The sequence below is a fragment of the Methanocaldococcus vulcanius M7 genome (assembly GCF_000024625.1).
Classification (GTDB): Archaea; AGJL01; Methanococci; order Methanococcales; family Methanocaldococcaceae; genus Methanocaldococcus; species Methanocaldococcus vulcanius.
Genome location: NC_013407.1, coordinates 1464967 through 1487543, shown reverse-complemented (window position 1 = coordinate 1487543; position 22577 = coordinate 1464967). Strand labels below are relative to the sequence as shown.

The window sequence follows — 22577 nt, the reverse complement described above, 5'->3', positions numbered from 1 at the left end:
ATTTGAGTTTGTTTTTAAGTTTAATTTTGATTTTTAACATAATTTATTTTTGAATTTATTTGGCTTTTCTGTTTATTAGAGCGTCAGGTAGTGTAAATCTGTTCAACAGAGCTACTTTATCAGGGATTTTTAATGAGGCCTCTCCTGCATTAGCCAACACGTTAGCAGCGTTAGCACCTAAGTCCAGTGATCTATCTGTTTTACCGAAACAACCCCTACATGGAACTCCTGCACTTGGGCATTTTGCTCCACAACCTGCTCTTGTAGCAAATCCTAAGCAAGTGTATCCTTGCTCAAATAAGCATCTTTCTGGATCTGGTTTTCCTTCATAAGTTCTTTTAAATGTTTCCGGAAAGACATTCTCTTTTTTTCTTGAACATTCATCACATACGATCTTTGTTGGTAATTTTGGTTCTTCTCCATTTAGTAGTGCTATAATTGCATCTGCGATCATTTTTGGTGTTGGAGGGCATCCCGGTATTGTATAATCCACTTTTATGAAGTCCTTTATTGGTTTAACATACTCTTCAAGTGGTGGAATTTCTTCTGAAGGTATTTCTCCTTTATTTTCTGTTGAGTCAGTTGAGTAGACATAATTTAGTAATTCTTCTTTTTTGTATAGATTTCCTAAACCTGGAATTCCTCCATAGGCGGCACAGGTTCCCCATGCAATAACAATTTTTGACTTTTCTCTTATTTCATGAATTAAATGTTCATCGTGCTCGTTTCTTATTCCTCCTTCTACTAAGAACACATCTATTCCTTCTGGAATCTCTTTAGGATCTGCCACAATTGGGCCATAAACAATTTCTAAATTTGGCAATACTTCCAATAGTTTCTCGTGTAGGTCTAATAGGGATATGTGGCAACCAGAGCACCCACAGAGTTGGATCATCCCTACTTTAACTGCCAAGATAATCACCCAATAATTTGAATCTATGTGTTGTGTTTTGTGTATTATTTTGCAATTATAAGTGTTTTAAAATCTAAAAAACTAAAATTATTTTAAGTTAAAGCCGAAGAACCCCTCACGTAGGGGCGGTCGTCCTCTCGGTCCCTTGTGGGTTCCCGAGAGAACTCATCCCTTTAATCTTCGGCTTATTCTTTGAGAGGGTTAGGTCCGAGTTTTTCTATTCTTGAGGTCATTTCGTTAACGGCGGAGACGAATTTATCTGCCTCAGCAGCAGACATGAAAAACATATCTATTCTTTCTCCACCGATTCCCAATTCATCTAATAATTGTTGAGTGAACCTAACCCTCTCTTCAGCTTTAAAGTTTCCTGTTTCGTAAGCACATTCTCCTTTTTTTCACCCTACAACCATAACGGCATCGGCTCCCTTCTGGAAAGCTCTTAAAGCATAGGTTATGTCGAATTTACCTGTGCATGGGAGCCTTACGATCCTTACGGTTGCAGGGTATTGCATTCTACTTGTTCCTGCTAAATCAGCAGCCCCGTATCCTCATTGATAACAACAGAAGGCAATAATTACAGGATCCATAGTTGATCACCGAGAGATAATTATTTTATATTTTTTTAATTATTTTGAGTTTCATTAATTTTTTAAATATCTGACTTTATCAGCACCTTTTCGGTGCCTCATCTAAATATAAATCGCTGTTTTAGTTATTGTTTAGTTTTTTGATTATTTTGCTTCTAATTTTTGATGTGCTTCTAAGATACCATCAACAAATGCGATCACTTGCTCGTCTCTGTAGTATCTTAGTTGCATTGCTCCACTTGGGCACGCTCCGGCGCATGCACCACATCCTTTACATGCAACGTCATTAACTTGGGCAATTAAGTGTCCATCTTTCTCTACATAGGTTATAGCGTTGTATGGACACATTTTAGCACAAACTTGGCATCCTCCACAGACATCTTCATCAACAATAGCCCTGATCATCTCTATCTTAAACTGTCCCTGAGCCATTGGTATTGAAACAGCACTTGCAGCCCCTTTTGCCTGAGCCACTGTGTCTGGAATATCCTTAGGCCCTTGAGCAACTCCTGCAATTGCTACACCATCAACTTTCGTGTTGACTGGGGCTAATTTTGGATGTAGTTCTTTGAAGAATCCATCTGGGCTTAATTCTAATCCGAGCATTTTTGCTAATTTTGGATTATCTGGTCTTGGTGATAAACCAGCTGATAACACAACTAAGTCCGCTTCGATCTCTACGATCTCTCCTAATAATGTATCCTCTACTCTAACAAGTAAGTTTTTCGTTTCTGGATCTTCCATTATACAGGCAGGTCTTCCTCTAATAAACTTAACTCCAAATTGTTCCTGAGCTCTTCTATAATATTCTTCATAACCTTTTCCAAAGGATCTGATGTCCATGTAGCAGATGTATACCTCTGTGTTTGGATCGTGCTGTTTCATTAATTGAGCGTTCTTTAAAGCGAACATACAGCAGATTCTTGAACAGTAGTGTTTTCCAACTTTTGCATCTCTTGAACCGACACACTGTATAAACACTACTCTATGAGGATGTTTTCCATCGCTTGGTCTTATTTCATGCCCTCCTGTTGGTCCTGCAGGATTGATCATTCTCTCTAATTCTAAGGTTGTTATAACGTTGTCATAAATTCCATAGCCGTATTCTTCTTTTAATGTACAATCAAATTCATCATAACCAACTGCACAGATAATTGTTCCTACTTTTAGTTTTATCTCTTCTGGTTTTTGATCGTATCTTATAGCTCCTGGACCACAGGCCTTTTCACATAATCCACATCTTATACAGTGTTCCATATCTATTGTATAGACGAGAGGTATTGCCTGTGCAAATGGAACGTAAATAGCTTTTCTTGTCCCTAAACCTAAATCAAACTCGTTTGGAACTTCAATTGGACATACAGCAGCACATGCTCCACAACCAGTGCAAATATCTTCATCCACATATCTTGGTTTTTTCTCTATAGTGACTTCAAAGTTTCCAATGAATCCTTCTACATTTTTAACTTCAGCGTAGGTGATAAGTTCAACGTTGGGGTGGTTTGCAACGCTAACCATCTTTGGGGCCAAAATTCACAGTGCACAGTCATCGGTTGGGAAGGTTTTGGCAAGTTGTGCCATTCTTCCTCCGATGGATGGTTCTTTATCTACAAGATAAACTTTATAACCTTGATCTCCTAAGTCGAGAGCTGCTTGGATCCCTGCGATACCTCCTCCGATAATTAAACAGGATTTATCAACTTCTACAATTTTTTGAGGAACATCTTCTAATCTTTTAGCTCTTTCAACTGCTCCAGCAACTAACTCCATTGCTTTTTTAGTTGCTTTTTCTCTGTCGTTCATGTGAACAAAAGAGCAGTGTTCTCTGATGTTAACGAATTCTAAGTAGTAAGGGGATAAACCAGCATCTTTTATACAGTTTCTAAAAGTTGGCTCGTGTATTTTTGGAGTACACGCTGCAACAACAACTCTATCAAGGTTGTATTCTTTTATTGCCTCTTTAATTAGGTTTTGTCCTGGGTCTGCACACATGAATGGATACGTTTTTGCTACTACTACTCCATCAAGTTTTTCTGCAAAGTCCCTTACTGCTTCACAATCAACGACACCGTTGATGTTTGCTCCACAGTAGCAGACAAATACCCCAACTCTTGGGGACATAGATTCACCTCCAAAGAATAGAAATCACAATCAATTAATTAGGTGGATTCCTATAAAAATATATATTCTTAAACTGACTAATAGAAGTCATTAAACAATCTAATAATTTAAGCAGTAAAGGGCAGTTTTCTGTTAAAAATATTTTAAATTTAATTAAAGTTTTTTGTATCGAAAACTTTATATAGGTAAAGCTGAATATGATTGTTAGGTGCGGGTGGGATAGCGATGAGCCCCCCACCTCATCGCTGATAACCCGCACCGTGAGGAGCCGGCTCCGATGGGTTATCAGAATTTACGGGTTTAACACCCCTCCCCCACACAGATTTTTTATTACATTTTTATTTTTCATCCAAATATTTAAATATTTGAGTATATATTATAAAGGTTTAAGGTAAGATTTAAATACATTGAAATTTAATTAATTAATAGTTAATCAATAATGAAGAAAGATTGCCACATTGTTTTTAATTTTTAAAAGTTTTGAGGGGTAGTATGGTAGAAATTGGTAAATATATTTCAGATGCTTATCATTATGCTATTTCAGACATAAAAAAAGGGTTAGTTGGGGCTCTTCTTTCTTCAATAGCTGGAGCGTTTGGAGCTATTTTTGGAACTCTTCTATCGTTGTATATAATAAGTTATTTAAATCCAGAAGCTTCTCCAATGTCTCTAATCTCAATAGTTTTAATTGCTTGTGTTGGATTTTTAATAGCTCTTATTATTGGTTTTATACTTGATGGATACTATGTTAGAGTTATGAAGACGAGTGTTGAAAATTCAAATACTTTACCAGATTGGAATAATGTAAAAGATCTGCTTGTAAAAGGGTTTTTATATTGGGTTGGAGGATTGATAGTTGGGATTATTTTTTTAATAATTCCATTCTTACTTATTGTATCTGGGATGTTCTTGATGTTTATTCCTCCACTTGGTTTATTGGTTGCTGGAATTGGATTTATTTGTTTGATTATTTCAATGATTGCATATATTTTTTATAGTGGATTGGCTGAGGTAAATTATTCGGTAATTGGTTTTTCTGGATTTTTTGAGTTTAAAAAGATATTTAAGATGATGAATATTGATTATATCCTTCTGGTTATTGTAGTGATTATCTTAACAATTTTAGTGATCTTAATAGTTAATGTGCCTTTTATGATCTTTAAGTTGATATTTGTAGCGAGTTCAATGTCTAAATTAACCATTCTACTTGATATTATTTCAACGGTGGTTTCTTCATTTGTAGGGTTTTTTACTGCGGTGTTTTGTAAGAGGGCTATCGCGTTATTTTATAGGGATAGGGTTAGAATGGATTAATATCTCTTAAATATTTTTATATATTATTATGCTTTTTGCTATTTTATTTATAACCTTTATTTCGCAGTTTGATATTGTGTTATGACGTTTTTAGTATTTTCATAAACCTACATAATATACTACACACTAAATTACGCAAAAAAGTTATATTTTAGTAATTTTATAGAGTATACGTGGGGATTGGAACCATTACAGAATAAAGAAACAATTTCATTTGCAATCGGGGGGAGGGGTAATACTATTTCAATCTTCGCTCTTTTTTACATTTAAAGAGGTTAGGTTCCTTCTTTCCAGTCCTCTAAGTATCTTTTTTGTTCTTCGGTTAATTCGTCAATTTCTATTCCCATGGCGTTTAATTTTAAAGAAGCGATCATTAGATCTTGTTCGTATGGGATGCGATAAACTCTTGGTTCTAATTTTTCATGATTTTTTAGTATGTATTCAGCAGATAGTGCTTGATTTGCAAAACTCATATCCATAACTTCACACGGATGGCCATCTGCACAAGCCAGATTAACCAATCTGCCTTCTCCTAAAAGATAGATTTTTTTATCTCCTAAATCGTATTCTGTTATACATTTCCTAACTTCTTTTACTGATTTTGCCATTTCGCTTAATTCTTTTTTATTAATCTCATTATCAAAGTGTCCTGCGTTAGATAAAATTGCACCATCTTTCATTTTTAATATATGTTCTTTTCTGATAACGTCTTTACAGCCCGTAGTTGTAATAAAGATGTCTCCAATCTCCGCTGCTTTTTCCATTTTCATTACTCTAAATCCATCCATTCTCGCTTCTAATGCTCTTATTGGGTTTACTTCTGTTATAACAACCTCCGCTCCTAAGCCCTTGGCTCTCATAGCAACTCCTCTACCACACCACCCATAACCAGCAACAACAACGGTTTTTCCTGCAATTAATAAATTTGTAGATCTTAAAATTCCATCTAAGGCACTCTGCCCGGTTCCGTATCGGTTGTCAAATAGGTGTTTTGTGTATGCATCATTAACATCCATGACTGGAAATTTTAAAGCTCCTTCTCTTTCCATTGCCTTCAATCTAATGATTCCAGTTGTTGTTTCCTCACAACCGCCCATTATATTATCCAAGAGTTCAGTTCTCTTTGTATGTAATAAAAATATTAAATCGCAACCATCGTCTATAACAATATCTGGTTTGTGGTCTAAAACTTTATTTAAATTTTCGTAATATTCTTCAACTGTCTCCCCTCTCCATGCATAAACATGCATTCCTTTTTTAGCACATGCAGCGGCAACATCATCCTGAGTAGATAAAGGATTACAGCCAGTTATAGCAATTTTTGCCCCTCCCTCCATTAATGTTTCTGCTAAAACAGCCGTCTTTGCTTCCAAATGTAAAGCCATTCCTATCGTTATTCCTTTAAATGGTTTTTCTTCTTTGAATCTTTCTCTAATTAATCCTAAAACAGGCATGTGTTGTTTTGCCCATTGTATTTTTTTCTCTCCATCTTTCCATAGGTTTATGTCTTTAACTGCATACATTTTACTCACCATTCAGATGTTCTATCCTAATTATGAAAAAATAATAAAACAATAGATAAAATAATTAAAATAATAATATTTTATCTAATGATTTAAAATATAATGATTTAATCCTTGTTCTTTAATTTTATTCTTTATTTAGTTCATCCAATAATGTGTCGCACAGGTTAATAACATCTTTTAAACTTTCTTTTAAGACCTCTAAAGGATCTGTCCCTTCTTCTGTAATTATGGTCATTTTTGGATTTGAGATGTATCTCCCAGTTTCAGGGTGGAGTAGAGGATGATCTATTGAGTATGAGGCCATTTTTACTCCTTTTTTTGTTAGTAAAATATTTTTTAAAAGATTTGGAAGGGAGTGATCTTCGTTTATAAGCTCAACTTCTATTAAATTATCTTTTCTCTCTAATATTCTGACTTCCATTTTTATCCCTCCAAAAGTTCTTTTTTGGCTAAATTTATATCTTTATTTAGTACGATTTTCCCTTCTTCTTCTCTAAATATTCCTTTCTCTAAGGCCTCTTCAATGATCATATCAACAGGTTTTTTTGTAATGTATGATGATAGGATCACTAAATTTTTAACGGGTTTAGATCCTAATCTTGAAAATCGTAGTTCTTGTGATAGTTCTTGAAGTTCTTTTAATATTTCGTTAAACTTGTTAATATCAATATCTGTTCTTATAGCGTTTTCCTCTTCTTCATATAAAACCTTATATCCTAATGTTTTTAAGGTTTCCATTACCAACTGTTTGTTTACTGGATATTTTAATTCAAATAGTCGATATTTGTATAACCCTTCTTCATCTTTTTGATATTTCCTTTTGATTTTTTCCATAACTTCTCTAACTGTTCTGTAATTGTCTTTTAAAACATCTTTATCATATCCAAATACGTGAACTCTCACTCGATCTCCTTTTGATTCAACTGTGCAGTCAAGTTCCATCTTTGATATTGTTTCGCATAGTTCTAATAGTTCTTCATCGCAACTAACTTTTGATGAAATGGTTTTTTTCATTGATCTTCACCTAAATGGTCTTTCGTCATTAGCTAAATTAATTAATAAATTAATTAATGTTTGTCATTTTATTTCTAATTTTAAATCTGCCTATGAAGGTTGTCGATGTTTTATTTAATTGTTATGATTCTGTTTATAACTTTGTTGGTATATATTGATGATACATAAGATTATGGCATATCTATTATGATAGTGTTATAATGCTGTCTTCTATATATTTTAGTGTTTAGGCAAAAAAGTTTAAAAGAGAAAAAAGAATGATAATGAATAACAAAAGGTGATAAGACAAAAATAATAAATGGGAAAACTTAAACTGGTGATGGATGTGAGTGAATTGGAAAGATCGCTTGAAATTATAAAGAGAAACACATCTGAAATTATAACTGAGGATGAATTAAAAGAAGTTTTAAAAAAAGATAGTAAATCGGCATATATTGGATTTGAGCCGAGTGGTAAAATACATTTAGGACATTATCTTCAAATAAAAAAGATGATTGATTTGCAGAATGCAGGATTTGATATTATAATACTTCTGGCTGATTTACACGCTTATCTAAATCAGAAAGGAGAACTTGAAGAGATAAAAAAGATAGGGGATTATAACAAAAGGGTCTTTGAGGCAATGGGGTTAAGGGCAAAATATGTTTATGGAAGTGAATTCCAGCTTGATAGTGATTATACTCTAAACGTCTATAAATTGGCTTTAAAAACTACCTTAAAAAGAGCAAGGAGAAGTATGGAACTTATAGCGAGAGAGGACGAAAATCCGAAGGTTGCTGAGGTTATCTATCCAATTATGCAGGTTAATGATATTAATTATTTAGGGGTTGATGTTGCAGTTGGAGGGATGGAGCAAAGAAAGATACACATGTTAGCAAGAGAACTTCTTCCAAAAAAAGTGGTTTGTATTCACAATCCCGTCTTAACTGGTTTAGATGGAGAAGGAAAGATGAGTTCTTCAAAGGGAAATTTTATAGCTGTTGATGACTCTCCAGAGGATATTAGGGCTAAAATAAAGAAGGCATACTGTCCTGCTGGAGTTGTTGAAGGAAACCCAATTATAGAGATAGCTAAATACTTCCTTGAGTATCCTTTAACCATAAAAAGGCCTGAAAAATTTGGTGGAGATTTGGTTGTTAATGATTATGAAGAACTCGAAAGTTTGTTTGTTGGTAAAAAATTGCATCCTGTTGATTTGAAAAATGCTGTGGCAGAAGAGATTATAAAGATCTTAGAACCAATTAGAAAGAAATTGTAAATTTTCGAATATTCTTATATATGCTCTTGATTACCTCTTTTTTATATTCATGCATTAGACGATTATTATATCACTATATTTTTTCTTTTTTTCTTTTTCCTTTATTTCTTTTAGGGAGTTGGGATCTGATTCTGCAACTATTATATCTCCGAACTCTTTGTATTCATTTTTATTTTTATTGATGTGTTCGTTTATTCGATGTTTTTCTTCAACTTTGCAATTATTTTCGCTAATAACATTCTTATTAATAACTTGGTCTTTTATTGTTGTTTGTATTTGATTTTTCTGTTTTTGCTCTTGATTTGGAAGGGTTTTGTATCTAATTTTAACAATAATTTCTCCTTCCCCTTCATCTTTATCAAATGGTAGATTTATCTTTGTAGTATCGTTAGATAAAACTTCTAATGAAACATTTTTGTCTCCTAAATAAATATCAACATAAGAGATTAAAACATCTTTTGGATTTTGAATTGAGAGGACTATCTTTTCTTCCATAGTTATCTACCTAACTGCTTTTATTATGATTATTGGATTTTTTGCTAAAAACATATGCCCAGAAGGGATTTTTTTAGCATAAGAAATGGAAACATTAACAGCATTAACATTATAGCCCTTAGCTTCTAACTTATTTATTATTTTAACCGCATTCTCTAAGACAATTGTGTTAGCAACAATATGATTTATTTTCTTTTTATCTAAAATTTCAATTATCTTTTCAATATTTTTTGTCCCTCCTATAAAAGCTTTATTAAACTTTAATTTATCTAAAACATCCTCTGCTCTTCCTTTTATAATCTGGCAGTTTTTAATATTAAATTTGGCTAAATTTTGTTGAGTTAGTTCAATTGCATCATCTAAATAATCAATAGCATAAACGAACTTGCATCTTTTTGCTATTTCAACTGTCATTCCTCCACTTCCACAGCCAATATCAACAACAACATCATCTTTATTTAAGTTTAATTTTCCAATACTCACAGCCCTAATCTCCTCTTTTGTTATTGGAACTCCTTCTCTTCTTATAAAGTTTTCATCTGGAATCATAACTAACACCCAACATATTTCATTTTATTTTCATTTTATTATTTTTATTTTATTAATAAACATAGTTGATAATGCAAATATATTGATGATATGTTAATAATTTGAGTTTTAGATTAAGTTTTATGGAGGGAACATATAAATACAAAATGTCAATTAAAATAAATAAAAATAAAAAAATAAAAGAAGAAGTAATAACAAAGAAAGATAAAAAAGAAAAGATAAGTAGGAGAGGAGGCAAGATATGTATTCAATAAGATTATTTAAAATTATGGGAATTCCGATCGAATTGCATATAACGTTTATTTTATTTTTGATCATTATAGTTGCATTTTCAATCATTTATGACAGTATCTTTTGGGCTATTCTTTTTATCTTATTATTTGTGTCTGTTGTTTTACACGAGTTGGGGCATAGTTATGTAGCCAAGAAGTATGGGGTGAGGATAGAAAAGATCTTGCTACTGCCTATTGGTGGAGTGGCAATGATGGATAAAATTCCAAAAGAAGGAGAATTGAAGATAGGAATAGCTGGCCCATTGGTAAGTTTTGCTATTGGAATCAGTTTGCTGGTTATTTCAAGATTTTTTGATGTGAATGTTGATGGGTATCCTCTCCTATACACGTTAAGTTTATTAAACCTTATACTTGGGGGTTTTAATTTAATTCCTGCTTTTCCTATGGATGGGGGAAGGATATTAAGAGCCATATTATCAAAAAAATACGGATATTTAAAGTCAACGAAAATTGCAGTAAATATTGGAAAGATTTTGGCATTGATAATGCTTTTACTTGGGCTTTTATCTATGAACGTGATGTTGATCTTGGTTAGTTTGTTTGTGTATTTTGGAGCTGAGCAGGAGGGTAAGGTTGTAGAAGTTGACGAAGTGTTTAAGAATATCAAGGCGAAGGATATTATGACTCCGAATCCAATATGTGTAAGTCCAGATATGAGCATAGAAGAGTTTTTGGATTTCATGCTTAAACATAAATATTTTGGTTATCCTGTGGTTGAGGATGGAAAGTTAGTTGGGTGTATTGGAATAAATAACATTCATAAGAAAGATGGAATTGTTAGGGATTATATGGAAGATCCGGTTTTGGTTGATGAAGATGAGGATATAAAGGAGGTATTAAAAAAGATGAGTCATGTGGATAGAGTATTTGTTGTAAAAAATGGAAAACTGGAGGGAATAATCTCTAAAACAGATATTTTAAGGGCAATGAATATATTGGAGTTGAAAGAGGAGTTAGATAGTCAATTGAATTAAAAATTGGGAAAAAGAACCAAATATTTCATAAAATAACAAAATAATATAATTAAATGAACGATTTAAATGTTAAAATAAAAAGCAATATGGGTTTTTTATTAATTTTAATTGTTGTTATTATTGATTTTATTTTTTACTCTTCTTTTTTCTGTGGTTGTTTCCATTCCATATATCCACATTTTCCACAAGAGAATCTGTTTAAGTGTTCAGCCATAAAAACACCTGGGCCACATTTTGGACACATCTTTTTTAATCTAATGACTTTATCTCCTTCTATCTTATAATATTTGTATTTCGCGGTTTTTTTACCCTTCGTCATTATTCTCCCTCCTCAGCTACTGTTTCTTCCTCTATTTTATTTTTTCTTAAAATGTGTTCTCTCTTAACTAATTTTAACATCTCCTCGTTGTCATACAATTTAGCGTATCCCCTTGCTCTTTGCATTCCTGCTTCTTCAACGATCTTTTCAACTATCAATAGATCTTTATTTGCATTCAATATTGCGGCTAATTTTAGTTTGACCTCTTTGAATGTTGGTGTTGGGCCGTCGTGGTCTACTATAAATCTATACTCTGTCCTTTTCAATAGTGGGTTGTATCTGTCTGACAATATTTTTATTTCCATCTTTATCCCTCTCATCTATTTTTTTGAATTTTTTTAGTATGTTGTCAATTTCTTGTTTTAATTTTTTATCTATTTTTAAAACAACTATTCCTTCGTTAGGTTGTCCGTATAGAACATAATGTCCTTCTGGATAGTATTTTATTACAGGTAGTGTGAGTAAGTCCTCTTCACCATCAACTAATATCGCATTGTTCTTATCATTTATCGTGGATAGATATTTAATACTTTCTATTGCTTCATTGGATATGCATCCAGCAGGATTTTTTATTTTAATGACCTTCTTAAATTCATGGTTTATTTTAATGGGAATGTTTCTTCGGGTTTTTAGATCAAAAATTGATAGTTTTGGAATTATTCCGTTTTCGATTACTGTTTTTGTAACGATGTCTCCAACGGTAATGATGTCTCCATCTATGTGAGGAAGTGTTTTATATACTTTTCCGAAGGGTTTTTTTAGTAGATCTCTTAACTCTTCTGGGAGGATTAGCATGATGATTCCTCTTATTCTTTAACGCTTAATGCATATTTTCCCTTGATTTCTATTCCTGCTTTTTTTGCAATTTCTGATTTTTGTGGATTTAATACAATTAAAAGCCCGATCCAATTTTCACTTGTTGGAGAGTGGCATATGGGACATGTTTCATCATTTGTTAAATATTTACACTTTAAACATGCTCTCATAGGATCACCTTAATCACTTTCCTTCTGTTCTTTTTTAGTTTTTTCTTCTTCGATCCATTCTAATTTTCCTAAATATGGTTGTCTCATAGTTAAAGCGATCTTGCTACCCCTCTTTCTTTCTGCTTTTAAACTGATCGCGACGATTCTTGCCCTAACATAATCTCCAATCTCTAAAACTTTTCCGGTCTCTTTTCCGATTATTGCTTCTCTCTTTGGATCGTAGGATACGTAATCATCCATTATTTGTGAAACGTGAACTAAACCATCCAAGGGCCCCAATCTTACGAAACTTCCAAACTCTACAACATCTACAACTTCTCCTTCAACGAGTTCATACATTTCAGGCAGATAGACGAGTGTTTCGAATATTACGGGATGATAGGCCGATCCATCTCCATGAACGACTTTTCCATCTCCAATATCTTTAATATCAACAATAGATAAGACAAATCCAATATCTTTATCCAACCTTCCTTCGTATTTTTCCATTAGTATTTTTTTTATCGTCTCTTTTAGGTCTTTTCCGAACTCTTCTGGAGGAACTTTAACTACATCAGCAATCTTCAATATTTTATACATTATAAATCACCACCTTGTTGATCCTGATAAAATTGTATCTTATGTTTGTTATGTGTTAAAAAAGAGGAATTTTTAGTTTATAATAATTATAAAAATAAGATTATAAAAAGGGACACTTAATAATTGTCGTAGAGGGGGTATTTATATTTAACTATTTTTTATTTTTAGGTTTTTATCCTTGAATGTTTTATGGTATTAAATATTTTTATTTAATATTTTTATTTTATAGTTTTATAGGTTGAGTTTTTATAATTTATCGTTATTATCCCACAAACGAAAAGTATATATATGAGAAAAAATTATTGTAGAGAGTGCCTGCAAGATTTGAGAGGGCCCGTAGCCTAGCCTGGATAGGGCACCGGCCTTCTAAGCCGGGGGTCGGGGGTTCAAATCCCCTCGGGTCCGCCATTTTTAAATTTTAGTTTTTCTATTTTTTATTACTTGCTCCGGTGGTGTAGTCCGGCCAATCATGCGGGCCTTTCGAGCCCGCGACCCGGGTTCAAATCCCGGCCGGAGCATCATATTTTAAAATAATCTATTAATATATTGGGATATTATATTTGGGTTTTAATTAACTCCCTTATGTATTATATTTTTTATCTTTTGTTATTTTATTTTTGCTAAATTTTTAATTTTTCCCTATATTTTACTTTTTTTATTTTATTCCTCGCAGTTAATTAGATCATCTAACGTGTTTATATTTTTAAATATTTTTTTACTTTCGTCTAATGTTTTGGAGTTGATGTATTTTGGATTTAAATGAGAGATGAAATACCTAATTGATAGATTTTTCTGTTCCATGATTATTTTATTTAAAATTGGCATAGAATCTCGACTATATAATGCAAATAACGGCTCAATGTATCCGTTTTCATGTCTTGGAATTATGCACAAGTTGTTATCTCTCTCAGCAAATTTTATATTGGATATTAGAGTTTTAACTGCCTTTTTAGTTATATAAGGGCAATCACAAGGCAGAACTAAAAACCATTTAGCATTTAAAACTCTCATTCCACATAAGATCCCCATTAATGGCCCCATATTCTCGACTAAATCAAACGAAATTGAGCATCCATATGTTAACATATGCTTTTTTTCTAATTCAATATCCACAGAGTTTTTAGCAAATACAGTTGTAAATGGGATCTTCAAACTCTTTAAAATATCTGATGGATAGTTGATAAGATACTTTCCTTTAAATATTCTAAATGGTTTCTTTCCACCTATTCTTTCTCCTTTACCTCCTGATAATATTATTCCCGAAATGATAAACATCACCTAATTTATGACTTATTAAAATTTACAATAAATTACTCTAAAAAGTTCTTTTTAAGTAGCTGAGTGCAATATTATTAAAATATATTATCAAAATTAAGCAACATTAAATTAGATTAAAATTAAATTAGGTGATATATAAAATATAATGGATTTAATCGATCCTCTGACAAAAACACTATATCCTGATATAAATTTAAAGACCGGTGATAGAGATGATTACAGTTAAAGTTAAAAATCTAACAAAAAAATACGATAACTTTAAAGCATTAGATAAGGTTTCATTTGAAGCAAAGAAAGGAGAGATATTGGGAATCGTTGGAAAAAGTGGGTCTGGAAAGTCAACACTAATAAGGATTTTAAGGGGTAGTTTGGACTATGATGAGGGAGAAGTTGAGATTTTAGGTAGGAAAAATAACTTTAAAGAAATTACAGCCATACACTTGCAGAGAAACTTTGCACTGTGGGCAGAGCCAGTTATAAACAACATAATTAGAAAACTCTATGCAGTAAGAAATAATGCTGATGAACAACTGCCACTTGAAGAGGAGTGGAAGGATTATGAAGAGAAGGCAATGGAGATTTTAAAATTAGTTGGTTTAGAGCATAAAAAAGATGCATTTGCTAATATATTAAGCGGAGGGGAGAAGCAGAGATTAATCTTAGGAAGGCAGATAGCTAAGATCTATGAGAAAGGAGAGGGTGTTTTATTATTGGATGAACCAGCAACAATGGCATGTCCTTCATCAAAGCAGAAGTTATTAGATGTTATTAAAAATATTAGAGATAAGTTAGGAATAACAGTTATAATAACGTCCCATTTACCGGAGATACATAGGTATTTGTGTGATAGGTTGATCTTGTTAGAGGATGGAAGAGTTAAGATGGATGGGGATGTTGAAAGTGTCTTAAATGAATTTTTAAAAGAGATGAAACCTCCATATAAAAGAACTCCAAACATAAAAGATAATTCAATAATAAAATTAAAAAACGTATCTAAGAGGTATTATGTTGTTAAAGGAGGGGAGACATTAAATTTAAAAGACATTTCATTTGAAGTTAAAGAGGGAGAGATCTTATCAATTATTGGACCGAGTGGGGTTGGAAAAACAGTTATTATGCGACTAATGGCGGGTTTGGAGTTGCCGGATAAAGGAAAAATAGAGGTTGATGGTGTTGACTTAACTAACTATGGATGGGAGAGAATAAATCTCAGAAAAAAGATAGGGATTATGCATCAGGAGTTTTCTCTCCCATATTACCAAACAGTTGAAAATTTATTAAAGTATAGATTAGGACTTAAAGGAGAAAAAGCCATTGCTCATGCTAAAACAAAGGCAGAAGAGCTTGGATTATCTCCAAAAGTTGTGGATGCAATATATCAGCTGATAGATGTTCCAGAATCAGAAAGAATCTCTAAGTTGCAGAAGATGGGCTTGACTGAGGATGTTATATACAAACTCTTCCCTCCTATCGTTGAGAACTTTAATCCAGTGGAAATATTGGAGGCATTAGATTTAGGTAAAGATGTTTTGAATAAAAAAGTTGGAGAATTGAGTGGAGGACAGAAGGTTAGAGTAGCAATGGCTTTACAGTTAATAACAAAACCAAAAATCCTATTTTTAGATGAACCGTTTGGAGATCTGGATCCAATTACTTTAAGAGATGTGGCAAATTATTTAAAGAAAATAAATGAGAAATTTGGCACTACGATAGTTTTAGTATCACATTGTGTAGATTTTATTAAGGAGATAAGTGATAGGGCCATTTTACTGGATGAGAATAAACTTGTTATGGAAGGAGATCCAAATGAGGTATGTGAGGAGTTTGTAAGAAGGAGTGAAGCAAAGTTTCTGAATTCGCTTTAAAATTATGAATTTTATTTTTTTTGTTTATGATTTGGATTTCACATGATAGAATAATATTTATAAGATTTAGGCAGTAGATTATTAAAATTAATTAGGATAAAGCAATAAAAGTAATAATTACCTTGTTAAATGGTGGTAGATAATGAATAATTTTAATGATATAATTGAAAAAATGCTAAAAGGGGAGATAAAACCTTATCAACTGGATAAACTATTTGGTGCTAAGATTGCAACTGAACTTAGAAGGAAGTTTATAGAAAAAAAAGTTGGTGTAGAGTTTGAGCATATTGCCAATTACACCATAGATGAAGAGATGGCCATGAAAAAGAACATAGAAAATATGATTGGAGCTATCCAAATTCCTTTAGGTTTTGCAGGCCCATTAAAAATAAATGGGGAGTATGCAAAAGGGGACTTTTATATCCCTCTCGCAACTACTGAAGGAGCTTTGGTAGCTTCTGTGAATAGAGGATGTTCGATAATAACAAAATGTGGAGGGGTAGATGTTAGGGTTATTGATGATAAGATGACAAGAGCCCCCTGCTTGAAAACAAAAAGTGTTGTAGATGCAATGAAGGTTAAAGATTGGATCTTGGAGAATTTTGAAAGGATAAAAGAGGTTGCTGAATCAACCACGAGGCATGGAAAGTTAGTAAGGATAGATCCTATCTTGATCGTTGGAAGAAATATCTATCCAAGGTTTGTATTTAAAACAGGAGATGCTATGGGTATGAATATGGTTACTATTGCCACAGAGAAGGCATGTGAGTTTATTGAAGGTGAGTTAAGAAATGAGGGGGTATTTGTTAAGACGGTTGCTGTTAGTGGAAATGTATGTGTTGATAAGAAACCAAGTGGAATGAATTTGATAAACGGAAGAGGAAAAACGGTCGTTGCAGAAATTTATTTAAGTGAAAAAGAGGTTAATAAATACTTAAAAACTACACCGGAAGCAATAGCTGAGGTAAATCGTTTAAAAAACTATATTGGATCTGCTGCAAGTAATAGCATGGGCTTTAACGCTCATTATGCCAATATTGTTGGAGCTATTTTTTTAGCCACTGGACAGGATGAGGCACACATAGTTGAAGGAAGTTTAGGCATAACTATGGCAGAGGTTGAAGATGAAGGGTTGTATTTTTCAATAACTCTTCCAGATCTACCTTTGGGAACTGTTGGTGGAGGAACTCGAGTGGAGACGCAGAGAGAGTGTTTAGAGATGCTTGGGTGTTATGGAGATGGTAAGGCGTTGAAGTTTGCGGAGATTGTTGGGGGAGCTGTGTTGGCTGGGGAGTTGTCTCTGCTTGGAGCGTTGGCTTCTGGACATTTAGGAAAAGCACATCAAGAACTTGGTAGATAATATGAAGGGAGCTTATTCAATGATGGTAGCAATTGATTCATTAAAAGAGGTATTTAACATAAAAGAGATTTTAATGAGTCCTATAAGGAATAAAAAAGTAGTTTTATTTGTTAGTGCGGTTTTTGTTTTCTCTTTGGCTCTTTCTTATGTATTAATTGCAAATGTAAGTTATTTCTCTTATTTGGGAAATATGGTGTTTCAGGCATTTCAAGAGAGGGTAGAGGACTTAAAAATATCAATAAATGAGTCCTCCCTCTATATAATTTTAGCAATCTGGAAGAACAACTTAACCGTGTGCTTTTTGAATTATATAATCGGTTTTTTATCTCTCTTTGTTGTTGTGGTAAATTCTTATATTTTATCTTATGTTCTCTATAAATTTGGCTTAAAAACTTTCATATTTTTGGTTTTGCCCCACGGAGTTATTGAGATCCCTGCTTTGATCCTTTCGGCCTCTGGAGGTATACTATTGAATATTGGAATTATCAATTTTTTAATAAATATAAAGTTTGGAGAGAGCAGGGAGGTTTTATACTATATAAAAGAGTCGTTAAAACTTCTCTTACTATCTATAATTCTGTTTCTGATCGCTGGAATTGTTGAAGGAACTATAACTTTTAAGATAGCAAAGTTGATGTTTTCCTGAATAAAAAAGATGGTGGGGTAATAAAGGAAATAATGAATAAGAAAAGATCTTTAAAATAAACCAGAAAACTAAAAAATAAAACTAAAAAATAAAATATAGAATAAAAAATACGGAAAATAGGAAAATATATTTCGTTTATCCTCTTGGTTCTTTTGCTTTTGGTCTTAAACCTCTATATCCGCATTTTCTACATTTTGTAGCTCTCCAGGGGTTTCTTGCATTACATCTCATACATATTTTTTTCATGAACATTCTCTTCATTGCTTCTTCGAATGGCATTTTCTCACCTTTGAATTGTTTAAGTTATAGTTAATATAATCGTTCTGGATTTCAATAATCTCCGCCGAGTTTTTGGCATTGGAGTATCTCTCTAATAATTCATAATTAACCTTTATAAATGTTTCTGTCCATTTGAAGCATGAGGTTAGATTTAATGCATCTTCTTTAAAATTTGTGATATAGAGAGACGCGATAAATGCTTCGATTGTAGATAGCATGCAGGGCTTTCCATAGTTTATTGGATTGCATGCAATTAAAAACGGAAGAGATCTTTGATTTTTGAATCGAAACTTTCTAAACATGATTTCTGCCTCTTTCCACGAGCAATCTAAGGCAGTTATTCCAAATTTTTCTACTAAGGATCTATCCTCTGGAGATAATGCTTTTTCTGCATAGGGGTTTAATATTATTGAGTTTTTTGGAATTTTATAAGGTGTTTTTATCAATACTGCCTTGTTCATCCTTATCATTTTTAAAGATGTGCATTTTTTTGGATTACATTGATTTGCATGATATATAAAAAGTTTTGACATTTTAATCCCCAGAATTTTATATTTGCTATTTTTGGTTTTACTATTCTATTTTAGTATTTATTTTTGGTTTTAATTATCTGATATATTTCCAAATATATTATTATTCAGTTTTATTTTATTTTTTGTTTTGTACTATCATAGGATACAGATAAAGTCATCTTAAATAGTATGCAAAAAATTTTTATAATAATAACATATAATAGATTGATAATTTTTGAGTTTGATCAGTTGTTGTTTTGTTTTTAAATATTTTTAGGTTGGTGAAGTGGAATGGTGAGTAAAGATAAAAAAATTAAATATATATTAATTTTTGTATCATTCTTGATCTCAATAACGTGTTATGCCTATTTTTTTCCAGAGGTTCAATTTTCAAAAAATAGCAAAGATACATTAACCATTTATGCGTGTGGTGGTTCTACTGAAATGTTAAACAAGATCGATAAACTCTTTGAGGAGAAATATCACTGCAAGATCAACTTAATTTCAAGCAATACAGTTGAGTATTTAAATCTTTTGACACATGTAAAGAAGGGAGATATTGTAATATCGCGATCTACCGAAACACCAGTGTATTTGAAGGATTTGGGAGCAGTTGACAATTACAGCATAGCTTACTTCACTACTTGGGATATTGTCGTCAGAAGAGGAAATCCAAAGCATATAAAAACAATCAACGACCTTTTAAAACCTGATGTAAAGGTTTTAACAGCTTCTGGAGCGTCTATAAATGAGTATGGAATATTTAATCAAAAAAGTTGGAGTTTTGTTTCTGAGTTATATGATAAATCATATAAGGACTTTAATTGTAGAAGAGCTATGTTAAAATACTTTTTAGATGGATATGGGGACGCTTGTATCGTTGAAGATAGATTAATACACGATCTCCACGTGGAAGATGATGTTTCAACAATAAAAATTCCATGGAAGTTTTATTATCTCCAATCAAGTGTTTTCAGCATATCCATGTTAAAGTATTCAAAGCATAGAGAGTTGGATGAGAAGTATATTGATTTTATCCTCAACAACGATACGGTAAAGAAGATAATGGAGAGTTATGGATATATTCCTGTTAATACAAAAGAAGGAAAATATATTTTAAGGAGATATTATGAGTCCCAGCAGTAATAATATTGAAAATATGAAAAAAAGCATGAGAGTTGATATAAAGTTGATTGTTAGAAGTTATTTATTTTTATTGATAAAATGGACATTTTTCTTTTTAGTAGTTCCCGGAATTTTTGTATCTATATTATTCTGCCCCTATGTTATTCCGTTTATTTACTGTGATGTCTGTCCAGTTTATTTTTGCCCGATGAAAATTTTTAGGATTCCTTTTTTAATAGTTGCCTTTTTTTATGTGCTATTATCTAAAAAAAGATTTTATACTATCTGTCCAGCTGGAACTCTTCAGGATGTTATAATTAGCATCAATAAAAAGACATTGAATAGGATTAAATTGCTAAATGTAGTTCAGAGGAATATGTTAAAGGTTGTTAGGTATATGTTTCTTGTCGTTGCTCTTATTCTTGTAGTTATCTTTAATGATCCGCGGTATATAGATCCTTATCATACATTTTCGATAGAGGGGTTAATGTATGAGAATATATTTTATTACATTAGATTGTCAATAATAGTGTCAATTTTTATTCTTGCATTTTTTATTCCAAGATTTTGGTGTAAAATATGTCCTTTTGGGGCACTAATTTCACTAATTTATTTAACATATAACAAAATATGTGGATTTGTTCAAATGTTTAAGATTAAAAACAATAAAAAATAATATAACTTGTAATTTTTAATAATGGTAATTCTTTTTTATTTATTAAAATTATCATTTCCGATTATCCTAACCATAGCAATACCCTAACTGCTAATAAACACTTACGTGTAATTATTATGTAATTATATATTAATTATCCATAATTTCTAATTTTTTGATGAGAAAGAATATTGATTTATATATCTCTTTGCTATTTATGATTATCCAACAATAAAAATCTTCGATAAAGTTTATTGTGGTGGATCATGATCTCAGAAGAAATTTTCAGAATTTTAAGAAAGCAGAGATACCAGATAGATAACCACACGGCTGTAAAGTTATGTGGATGGGTTAGAAAAAAAATGTTAGAAGATAAAAACTGCTATAAATCAAAATTTTATGGAATAGAGACGCATAGGTGTATTCAATGCACTCCCTCAGTTATCTGGTGTCAGCAAAATTGCATCTTTTGCTGGAGAGTGTTACCACAGGACATCAATATTGGCTTAAAAGATGCTAATTTAAAAGAACCAAACTGGGAAGAGCCAGAGATTGTGTTTGAAAAGATAATTAATATGCATAGAAGGATAATTATGGGATATAAAGGGGTTTTGGATAGGGTGGGAGAAAAAAAGTTTGAAGAGGCGTTAAATCCGAAACATGTTGCAATTTCTCTATCAGGAGAGCCGACATTGTATCCTTATCTTGACGAGTTAATACAGATCTTTCATAAAAAAGGATTTACAACGTTTGTTGTTTCAAATGGTATTTTAACTGAGATTATAGAGAAGATAGATCCTACACAACTGTATATATCCTTAGATGCCTATGATTTAGAAAGTTATAGGAAAATATGTGGAGGAAAGAGAGAATACTGGGAGTCGATACTAAATACCTTAGATATTTTAAAGGAGAAAAAAAGGACATGCATAAGAACTACCTTGATTAGAGGATTTAATGATGACATTTTAAAGTTTGTTGAGTTGTATGAGAGGGCTAATGCCCATTTTATTGAGTTAAAGTCATATATGCACGTTGGATATTCTCAAAGGAGATTGAAAAAGGATAACATGTTAGAGCATAGTGAAATAATAAAGTTAGCCAGGGAGTTGGATGAAGGCAGTGATTATGTATTTATAGATGATAGTGAGGAGAGTAGAGTTGCCCTTTTACAGAATAGGAATAGGAAGATCGATCCAAAAATAAAAAAGTGAGTGGGTTGTTATCTTCTATGTTAAATTTTTATTCGATTTTGAATCCGTTATTTTTATAATATATTTAAAAATAATTTAAGATATTTAACAGTGAATAACAACTGTTGGATAATCTTTAAAAAATTAAAATTATATACTAACTTTAATTAAATTGCAATTAATAATATATTTAGTTAGTATTCTATTTAATTTATTAATTTATTATTTAATTTATTAGCGTCCAGTTATTGTATTTGGTTTATTGAATTTAGTTTGGTTATGTTTAATTTATAACAAAACAAACTTTGGAGGAGGGTAAATATGGATAAAATCAAAAAGATAGAGATAAATGAAACGTTTTGTAAGGGATGTGATATATGTATTTTAGTTTGTCCAAGGGGCGTATTTGAAAAATCCAAAAAATTAAATAAGAGGGGAGTTTATCCTCCTATTCCTAAAAACCCAGAAAAATGCACATTTTGCAATCTTTGTATTTTACAATGCCCAGATCAGGCAATCTCAATAGATCAAGATTAATTTTTTTAATAATGGATACCTAAACTTTTTAATAAGTAATAATAAAAATGATAAATACTCATAATCAAAAACGTAAAATATTCAAGAAACCATCAAAGAACTTTTCATACTTATATTCAATACTTTGCTACATCTAATCTATGAAATTTGTTAATAAATAAAATAGATCCTAAATGAATTTTTAAACAACAAATTGTTA

The 22577-nt window shown here is 31.9% G+C and carries 24 protein-coding genes, 2 tRNA genes and 2 pseudogenes; 12 read left to right on the top strand and 16 right to left on the bottom strand.

Annotated features, from left to right (window positions below):
- Window positions 1-55: 55 nt before the first annotated feature.
- The 3 genes from vhuG to METVU_RS07295 all read right to left on the bottom strand — a co-directional run bounded on the left by vhuG (window position 56) and on the right by METVU_RS07295 (window position 3621).
- The gene (vhuG, locus tag METVU_RS07305) at window positions 56-895 is read right to left on the bottom strand and encodes a F420-non-reducing hydrogenase subunit VhuG (protein ID WP_048197107.1); all 840 of its coding nucleotides are present in this window, start codon (window positions 893-895) and stop codon (window positions 56-58) included.
- Between the two features lie 203 nt (window positions 896-1098).
- Complete coding sequence (vhuD, locus tag METVU_RS07300; protein WP_015733558.1) at window positions 1099-1500, bottom strand: F420-non-reducing hydrogenase iron-sulfur subunit VhuD; 402 nt, start codon at window positions 1498-1500, stop codon at window positions 1099-1101.
- 144 nt (window positions 1501-1644) lie between these two features.
- Window positions 1645-3621 (bottom strand): CoB--CoM heterodisulfide reductase iron-sulfur subunit A family protein, encoded by a 1977-nt coding sequence (locus tag METVU_RS07295; RefSeq protein WP_015733557.1) that lies wholly within the window; start codon window positions 3619-3621, stop codon window positions 1645-1647.
- Between the two features lie 492 nt (window positions 3622-4113).
- On the opposite strand from METVU_RS07295, the gene METVU_RS07290 reads away from it, so the two are divergent.
- Complete coding sequence (locus METVU_RS07290; protein ID WP_015733556.1) at window positions 4114-4935, top strand: DUF4013 domain-containing protein; 822 nt, start codon at window positions 4114-4116, stop codon at window positions 4933-4935.
- A 275-nt stretch (window positions 4936-5210) separates the two neighbouring features.
- Here METVU_RS07290 and ahcY read toward each other — a convergent pair whose 3' ends face one another.
- The 3 genes and pseudogenes from ahcY to METVU_RS07275 all read right to left on the bottom strand — a co-directional run bounded on the left by ahcY (window position 5211) and on the right by METVU_RS07275 (window position 7475).
- Complete coding sequence (gene ahcY, locus METVU_RS07285) at window positions 5211-6458, bottom strand: adenosylhomocysteinase (RefSeq protein WP_015733555.1); 1248 nt, start codon at window positions 6456-6458, stop codon at window positions 5211-5213.
- A gap of 127 nt (window positions 6459-6585) precedes the next feature.
- Window positions 6586-6882 (bottom strand): DNA-directed RNA polymerase subunit L, encoded by a 297-nt coding sequence (locus METVU_RS07280; protein WP_015733554.1) that lies wholly within the window; start codon window positions 6880-6882, stop codon window positions 6586-6588.
- Window positions 6851-7475, bottom strand: a pseudogene (locus tag METVU_RS07275) (DUF2067 family protein). The gene METVU_RS07280 and the pseudogene METVU_RS07275 overlap by 32 nt, the downstream one beginning before the upstream one ends.
- Window positions 7476-7794: 319 nt before the next feature.
- On the opposite strand from METVU_RS07275, the gene METVU_RS07270 reads away from it, so the two are divergent.
- Window positions 7795-8733 carry a tyrosine--tRNA ligase gene (locus METVU_RS07270; protein ID WP_048197105.1) on the top strand — a complete coding sequence of 313 codons (939 nt, stop codon included), beginning with the start codon at window positions 7795-7797 and terminating at the stop codon, window positions 8731-8733.
- A 54-nt stretch (window positions 8734-8787) separates the two neighbouring features.
- Here the strand turns inward: METVU_RS07270 and METVU_RS07265 are convergent, their stop codons facing one another.
- Both METVU_RS07265 and cbiT read right to left on the bottom strand, forming a co-directional pair.
- Window positions 8788-9228, bottom strand: coding sequence for a hypothetical protein (locus tag METVU_RS07265; RefSeq protein ID WP_015733551.1), 441 nt, complete (start codon window positions 9226-9228; stop codon window positions 8788-8790).
- A gap of 6 nt (window positions 9229-9234) precedes the next feature.
- Complete coding sequence (cbiT, locus tag METVU_RS07260) at window positions 9235-9777, bottom strand: precorrin-6Y C5,15-methyltransferase (decarboxylating) subunit CbiT (RefSeq protein WP_015733550.1); 543 nt, start codon at window positions 9775-9777, stop codon at window positions 9235-9237.
- Window positions 9778-10018: 241 nt separating this feature from the next.
- Here cbiT and METVU_RS07255 point away from each other — a divergent pair, with 241 nt between their 5' ends.
- A complete protein-coding gene (locus tag METVU_RS07255; RefSeq protein ID WP_015733548.1) occupies window positions 10019-11044 on the top strand; it encodes a site-2 protease family protein in 1026 nt (341 codons plus the stop codon).
- Window positions 11045-11177: 133 nt separating this feature from the next.
- Here the strand turns inward: METVU_RS07255 and METVU_RS07250 are convergent, their stop codons facing one another.
- From METVU_RS07250 to rpoE, 5 genes and pseudogenes are all read right to left on the bottom strand, one after another.
- Window positions 11178-11363: a 30S ribosomal protein S27ae gene (locus METVU_RS07250; protein WP_015733547.1), complete on the bottom strand. Its 186-nt coding sequence runs from the start codon at window positions 11361-11363 to the stop codon at window positions 11178-11180.
- The gene (locus METVU_RS07245) at window positions 11363-11668 is read right to left on the bottom strand and encodes a 30S ribosomal protein S24e (RefSeq protein ID WP_015733546.1); all 306 of its coding nucleotides are present in this window, start codon (window positions 11666-11668) and stop codon (window positions 11363-11365) included. Before METVU_RS07245 ends, METVU_RS07250 begins: the two co-directional genes overlap by 1 nt.
- Window positions 11669-11687: 19 nt before the next feature.
- A pseudogene (locus tag METVU_RS07240) lies at window positions 11688-12158 on the bottom strand (GTP-dependent dephospho-CoA kinase family protein); the annotation flags it as partial.
- Window positions 12159-12169: 11 nt separating this feature from the next.
- Window positions 12170-12349 carry a transcription elongation factor subunit Spt4 gene (spt4, locus tag METVU_RS07235; protein ID WP_015733544.1) on the bottom strand — a complete coding sequence of 60 codons (180 nt, stop codon included), beginning with the start codon at window positions 12347-12349 and terminating at the stop codon, window positions 12170-12172.
- 9 nt (window positions 12350-12358) lie between these two features.
- Window positions 12359-12928 (bottom strand): DNA-directed RNA polymerase, encoded by a 570-nt coding sequence (gene rpoE, locus METVU_RS07230; RefSeq protein ID WP_015733543.1) that lies wholly within the window; start codon window positions 12926-12928, stop codon window positions 12359-12361.
- Window positions 12929-13258: 330 nt separating this feature from the next.
- Here rpoE and METVU_RS07225 point away from each other — a divergent pair.
- Both METVU_RS07225 and METVU_RS07220 read left to right on the top strand, forming a co-directional pair.
- Window positions 13259-13336 (top strand) — tRNA-Arg (locus METVU_RS07225).
- A gap of 35 nt (window positions 13337-13371) precedes the next feature.
- Window positions 13372-13446, top strand: a tRNA-Glu gene (locus METVU_RS07220).
- Window positions 13447-13588: 142 nt separating this feature from the next.
- On the opposite strand, the gene METVU_RS07215 is transcribed toward METVU_RS07220, so the two are convergent.
- Window positions 13589-14203: a molybdenum cofactor guanylyltransferase gene (locus METVU_RS07215; protein WP_015733542.1), complete on the bottom strand. Its 615-nt coding sequence runs from the start codon at window positions 14201-14203 to the stop codon at window positions 13589-13591.
- A gap of 215 nt (window positions 14204-14418) precedes the next feature.
- Here METVU_RS07215 and METVU_RS07210 point away from each other — a divergent pair, with 215 nt between their 5' ends.
- The 3 genes from METVU_RS07210 to METVU_RS07200 all read left to right on the top strand — a co-directional run bounded on the left by METVU_RS07210 (window position 14419) and on the right by METVU_RS07200 (window position 18077).
- On the top strand, window positions 14419-16071 hold the full coding sequence (locus METVU_RS07210; protein WP_015733541.1) for an ABC transporter ATP-binding protein: 1653 nt from the start codon (window positions 14419-14421) through the stop codon (window positions 16069-16071).
- Between the two features lie 142 nt (window positions 16072-16213).
- Window positions 16214-17431, top strand: a complete 1218-nt coding sequence (hmgA, locus tag METVU_RS07205; RefSeq protein ID WP_015733540.1) for a hydroxymethylglutaryl-CoA reductase (NADPH) — start codon at window positions 16214-16216, stop codon at window positions 17429-17431.
- Between the two features lies 1 nt (window position 17432).
- Complete coding sequence (locus METVU_RS07200) at window positions 17433-18077, top strand: stage II sporulation protein M (RefSeq protein ID WP_048196922.1); 645 nt, start codon at window positions 17433-17435, stop codon at window positions 18075-18077.
- A 135-nt stretch (window positions 18078-18212) separates the two neighbouring features.
- On the opposite strand, the gene METVU_RS07195 is transcribed toward METVU_RS07200, so the two are convergent.
- On the bottom strand, window positions 18213-18356 hold the full coding sequence (locus tag METVU_RS07195) for a 50S ribosomal protein L40e (RefSeq protein WP_015733538.1): 144 nt from the start codon (window positions 18354-18356) through the stop codon (window positions 18213-18215).
- Window positions 18335-18889, bottom strand: coding sequence for a DUF367 family protein (locus tag METVU_RS07190; protein WP_015733537.1), 555 nt, complete (start codon window positions 18887-18889; stop codon window positions 18335-18337). The genes METVU_RS07195 and METVU_RS07190 overlap by 22 nt, the downstream gene beginning before the upstream one ends.
- A gap of 270 nt (window positions 18890-19159) precedes the next feature.
- Here METVU_RS07190 and METVU_RS07185 point away from each other — a divergent pair, with 270 nt between their 5' ends.
- The 4 genes from METVU_RS07185 to METVU_RS07170 all read left to right on the top strand — a co-directional run bounded on the left by METVU_RS07185 (window position 19160) and on the right by METVU_RS07170 (window position 22378).
- On the top strand, window positions 19160-20014 hold the full coding sequence (locus METVU_RS07185; protein WP_015733536.1) for a substrate-binding domain-containing protein: 855 nt from the start codon (window positions 19160-19162) through the stop codon (window positions 20012-20014).
- On the top strand, window positions 19998-20669 hold the full coding sequence (locus METVU_RS07180; RefSeq protein ID WP_015733535.1) for a 4Fe-4S binding protein: 672 nt from the start codon (window positions 19998-20000) through the stop codon (window positions 20667-20669). Before METVU_RS07185 ends, METVU_RS07180 begins: the two co-directional genes overlap by 17 nt.
- Before the next feature lie 245 nt (window positions 20670-20914).
- Window positions 20915-21862: a 4-demethylwyosine synthase TYW1 gene (gene twy1 / locus METVU_RS07175; protein WP_015733534.1), complete on the top strand. Its 948-nt coding sequence runs from the start codon at window positions 20915-20917 to the stop codon at window positions 21860-21862.
- Window positions 21863-22162: 300 nt separating this feature from the next.
- Window positions 22163-22378 (top strand): 4Fe-4S dicluster domain-containing protein, encoded by a 216-nt coding sequence (locus METVU_RS07170; protein ID WP_015733533.1) that lies wholly within the window; start codon window positions 22163-22165, stop codon window positions 22376-22378.
- Window positions 22379-22577: the final 199 nt, after the last annotated feature.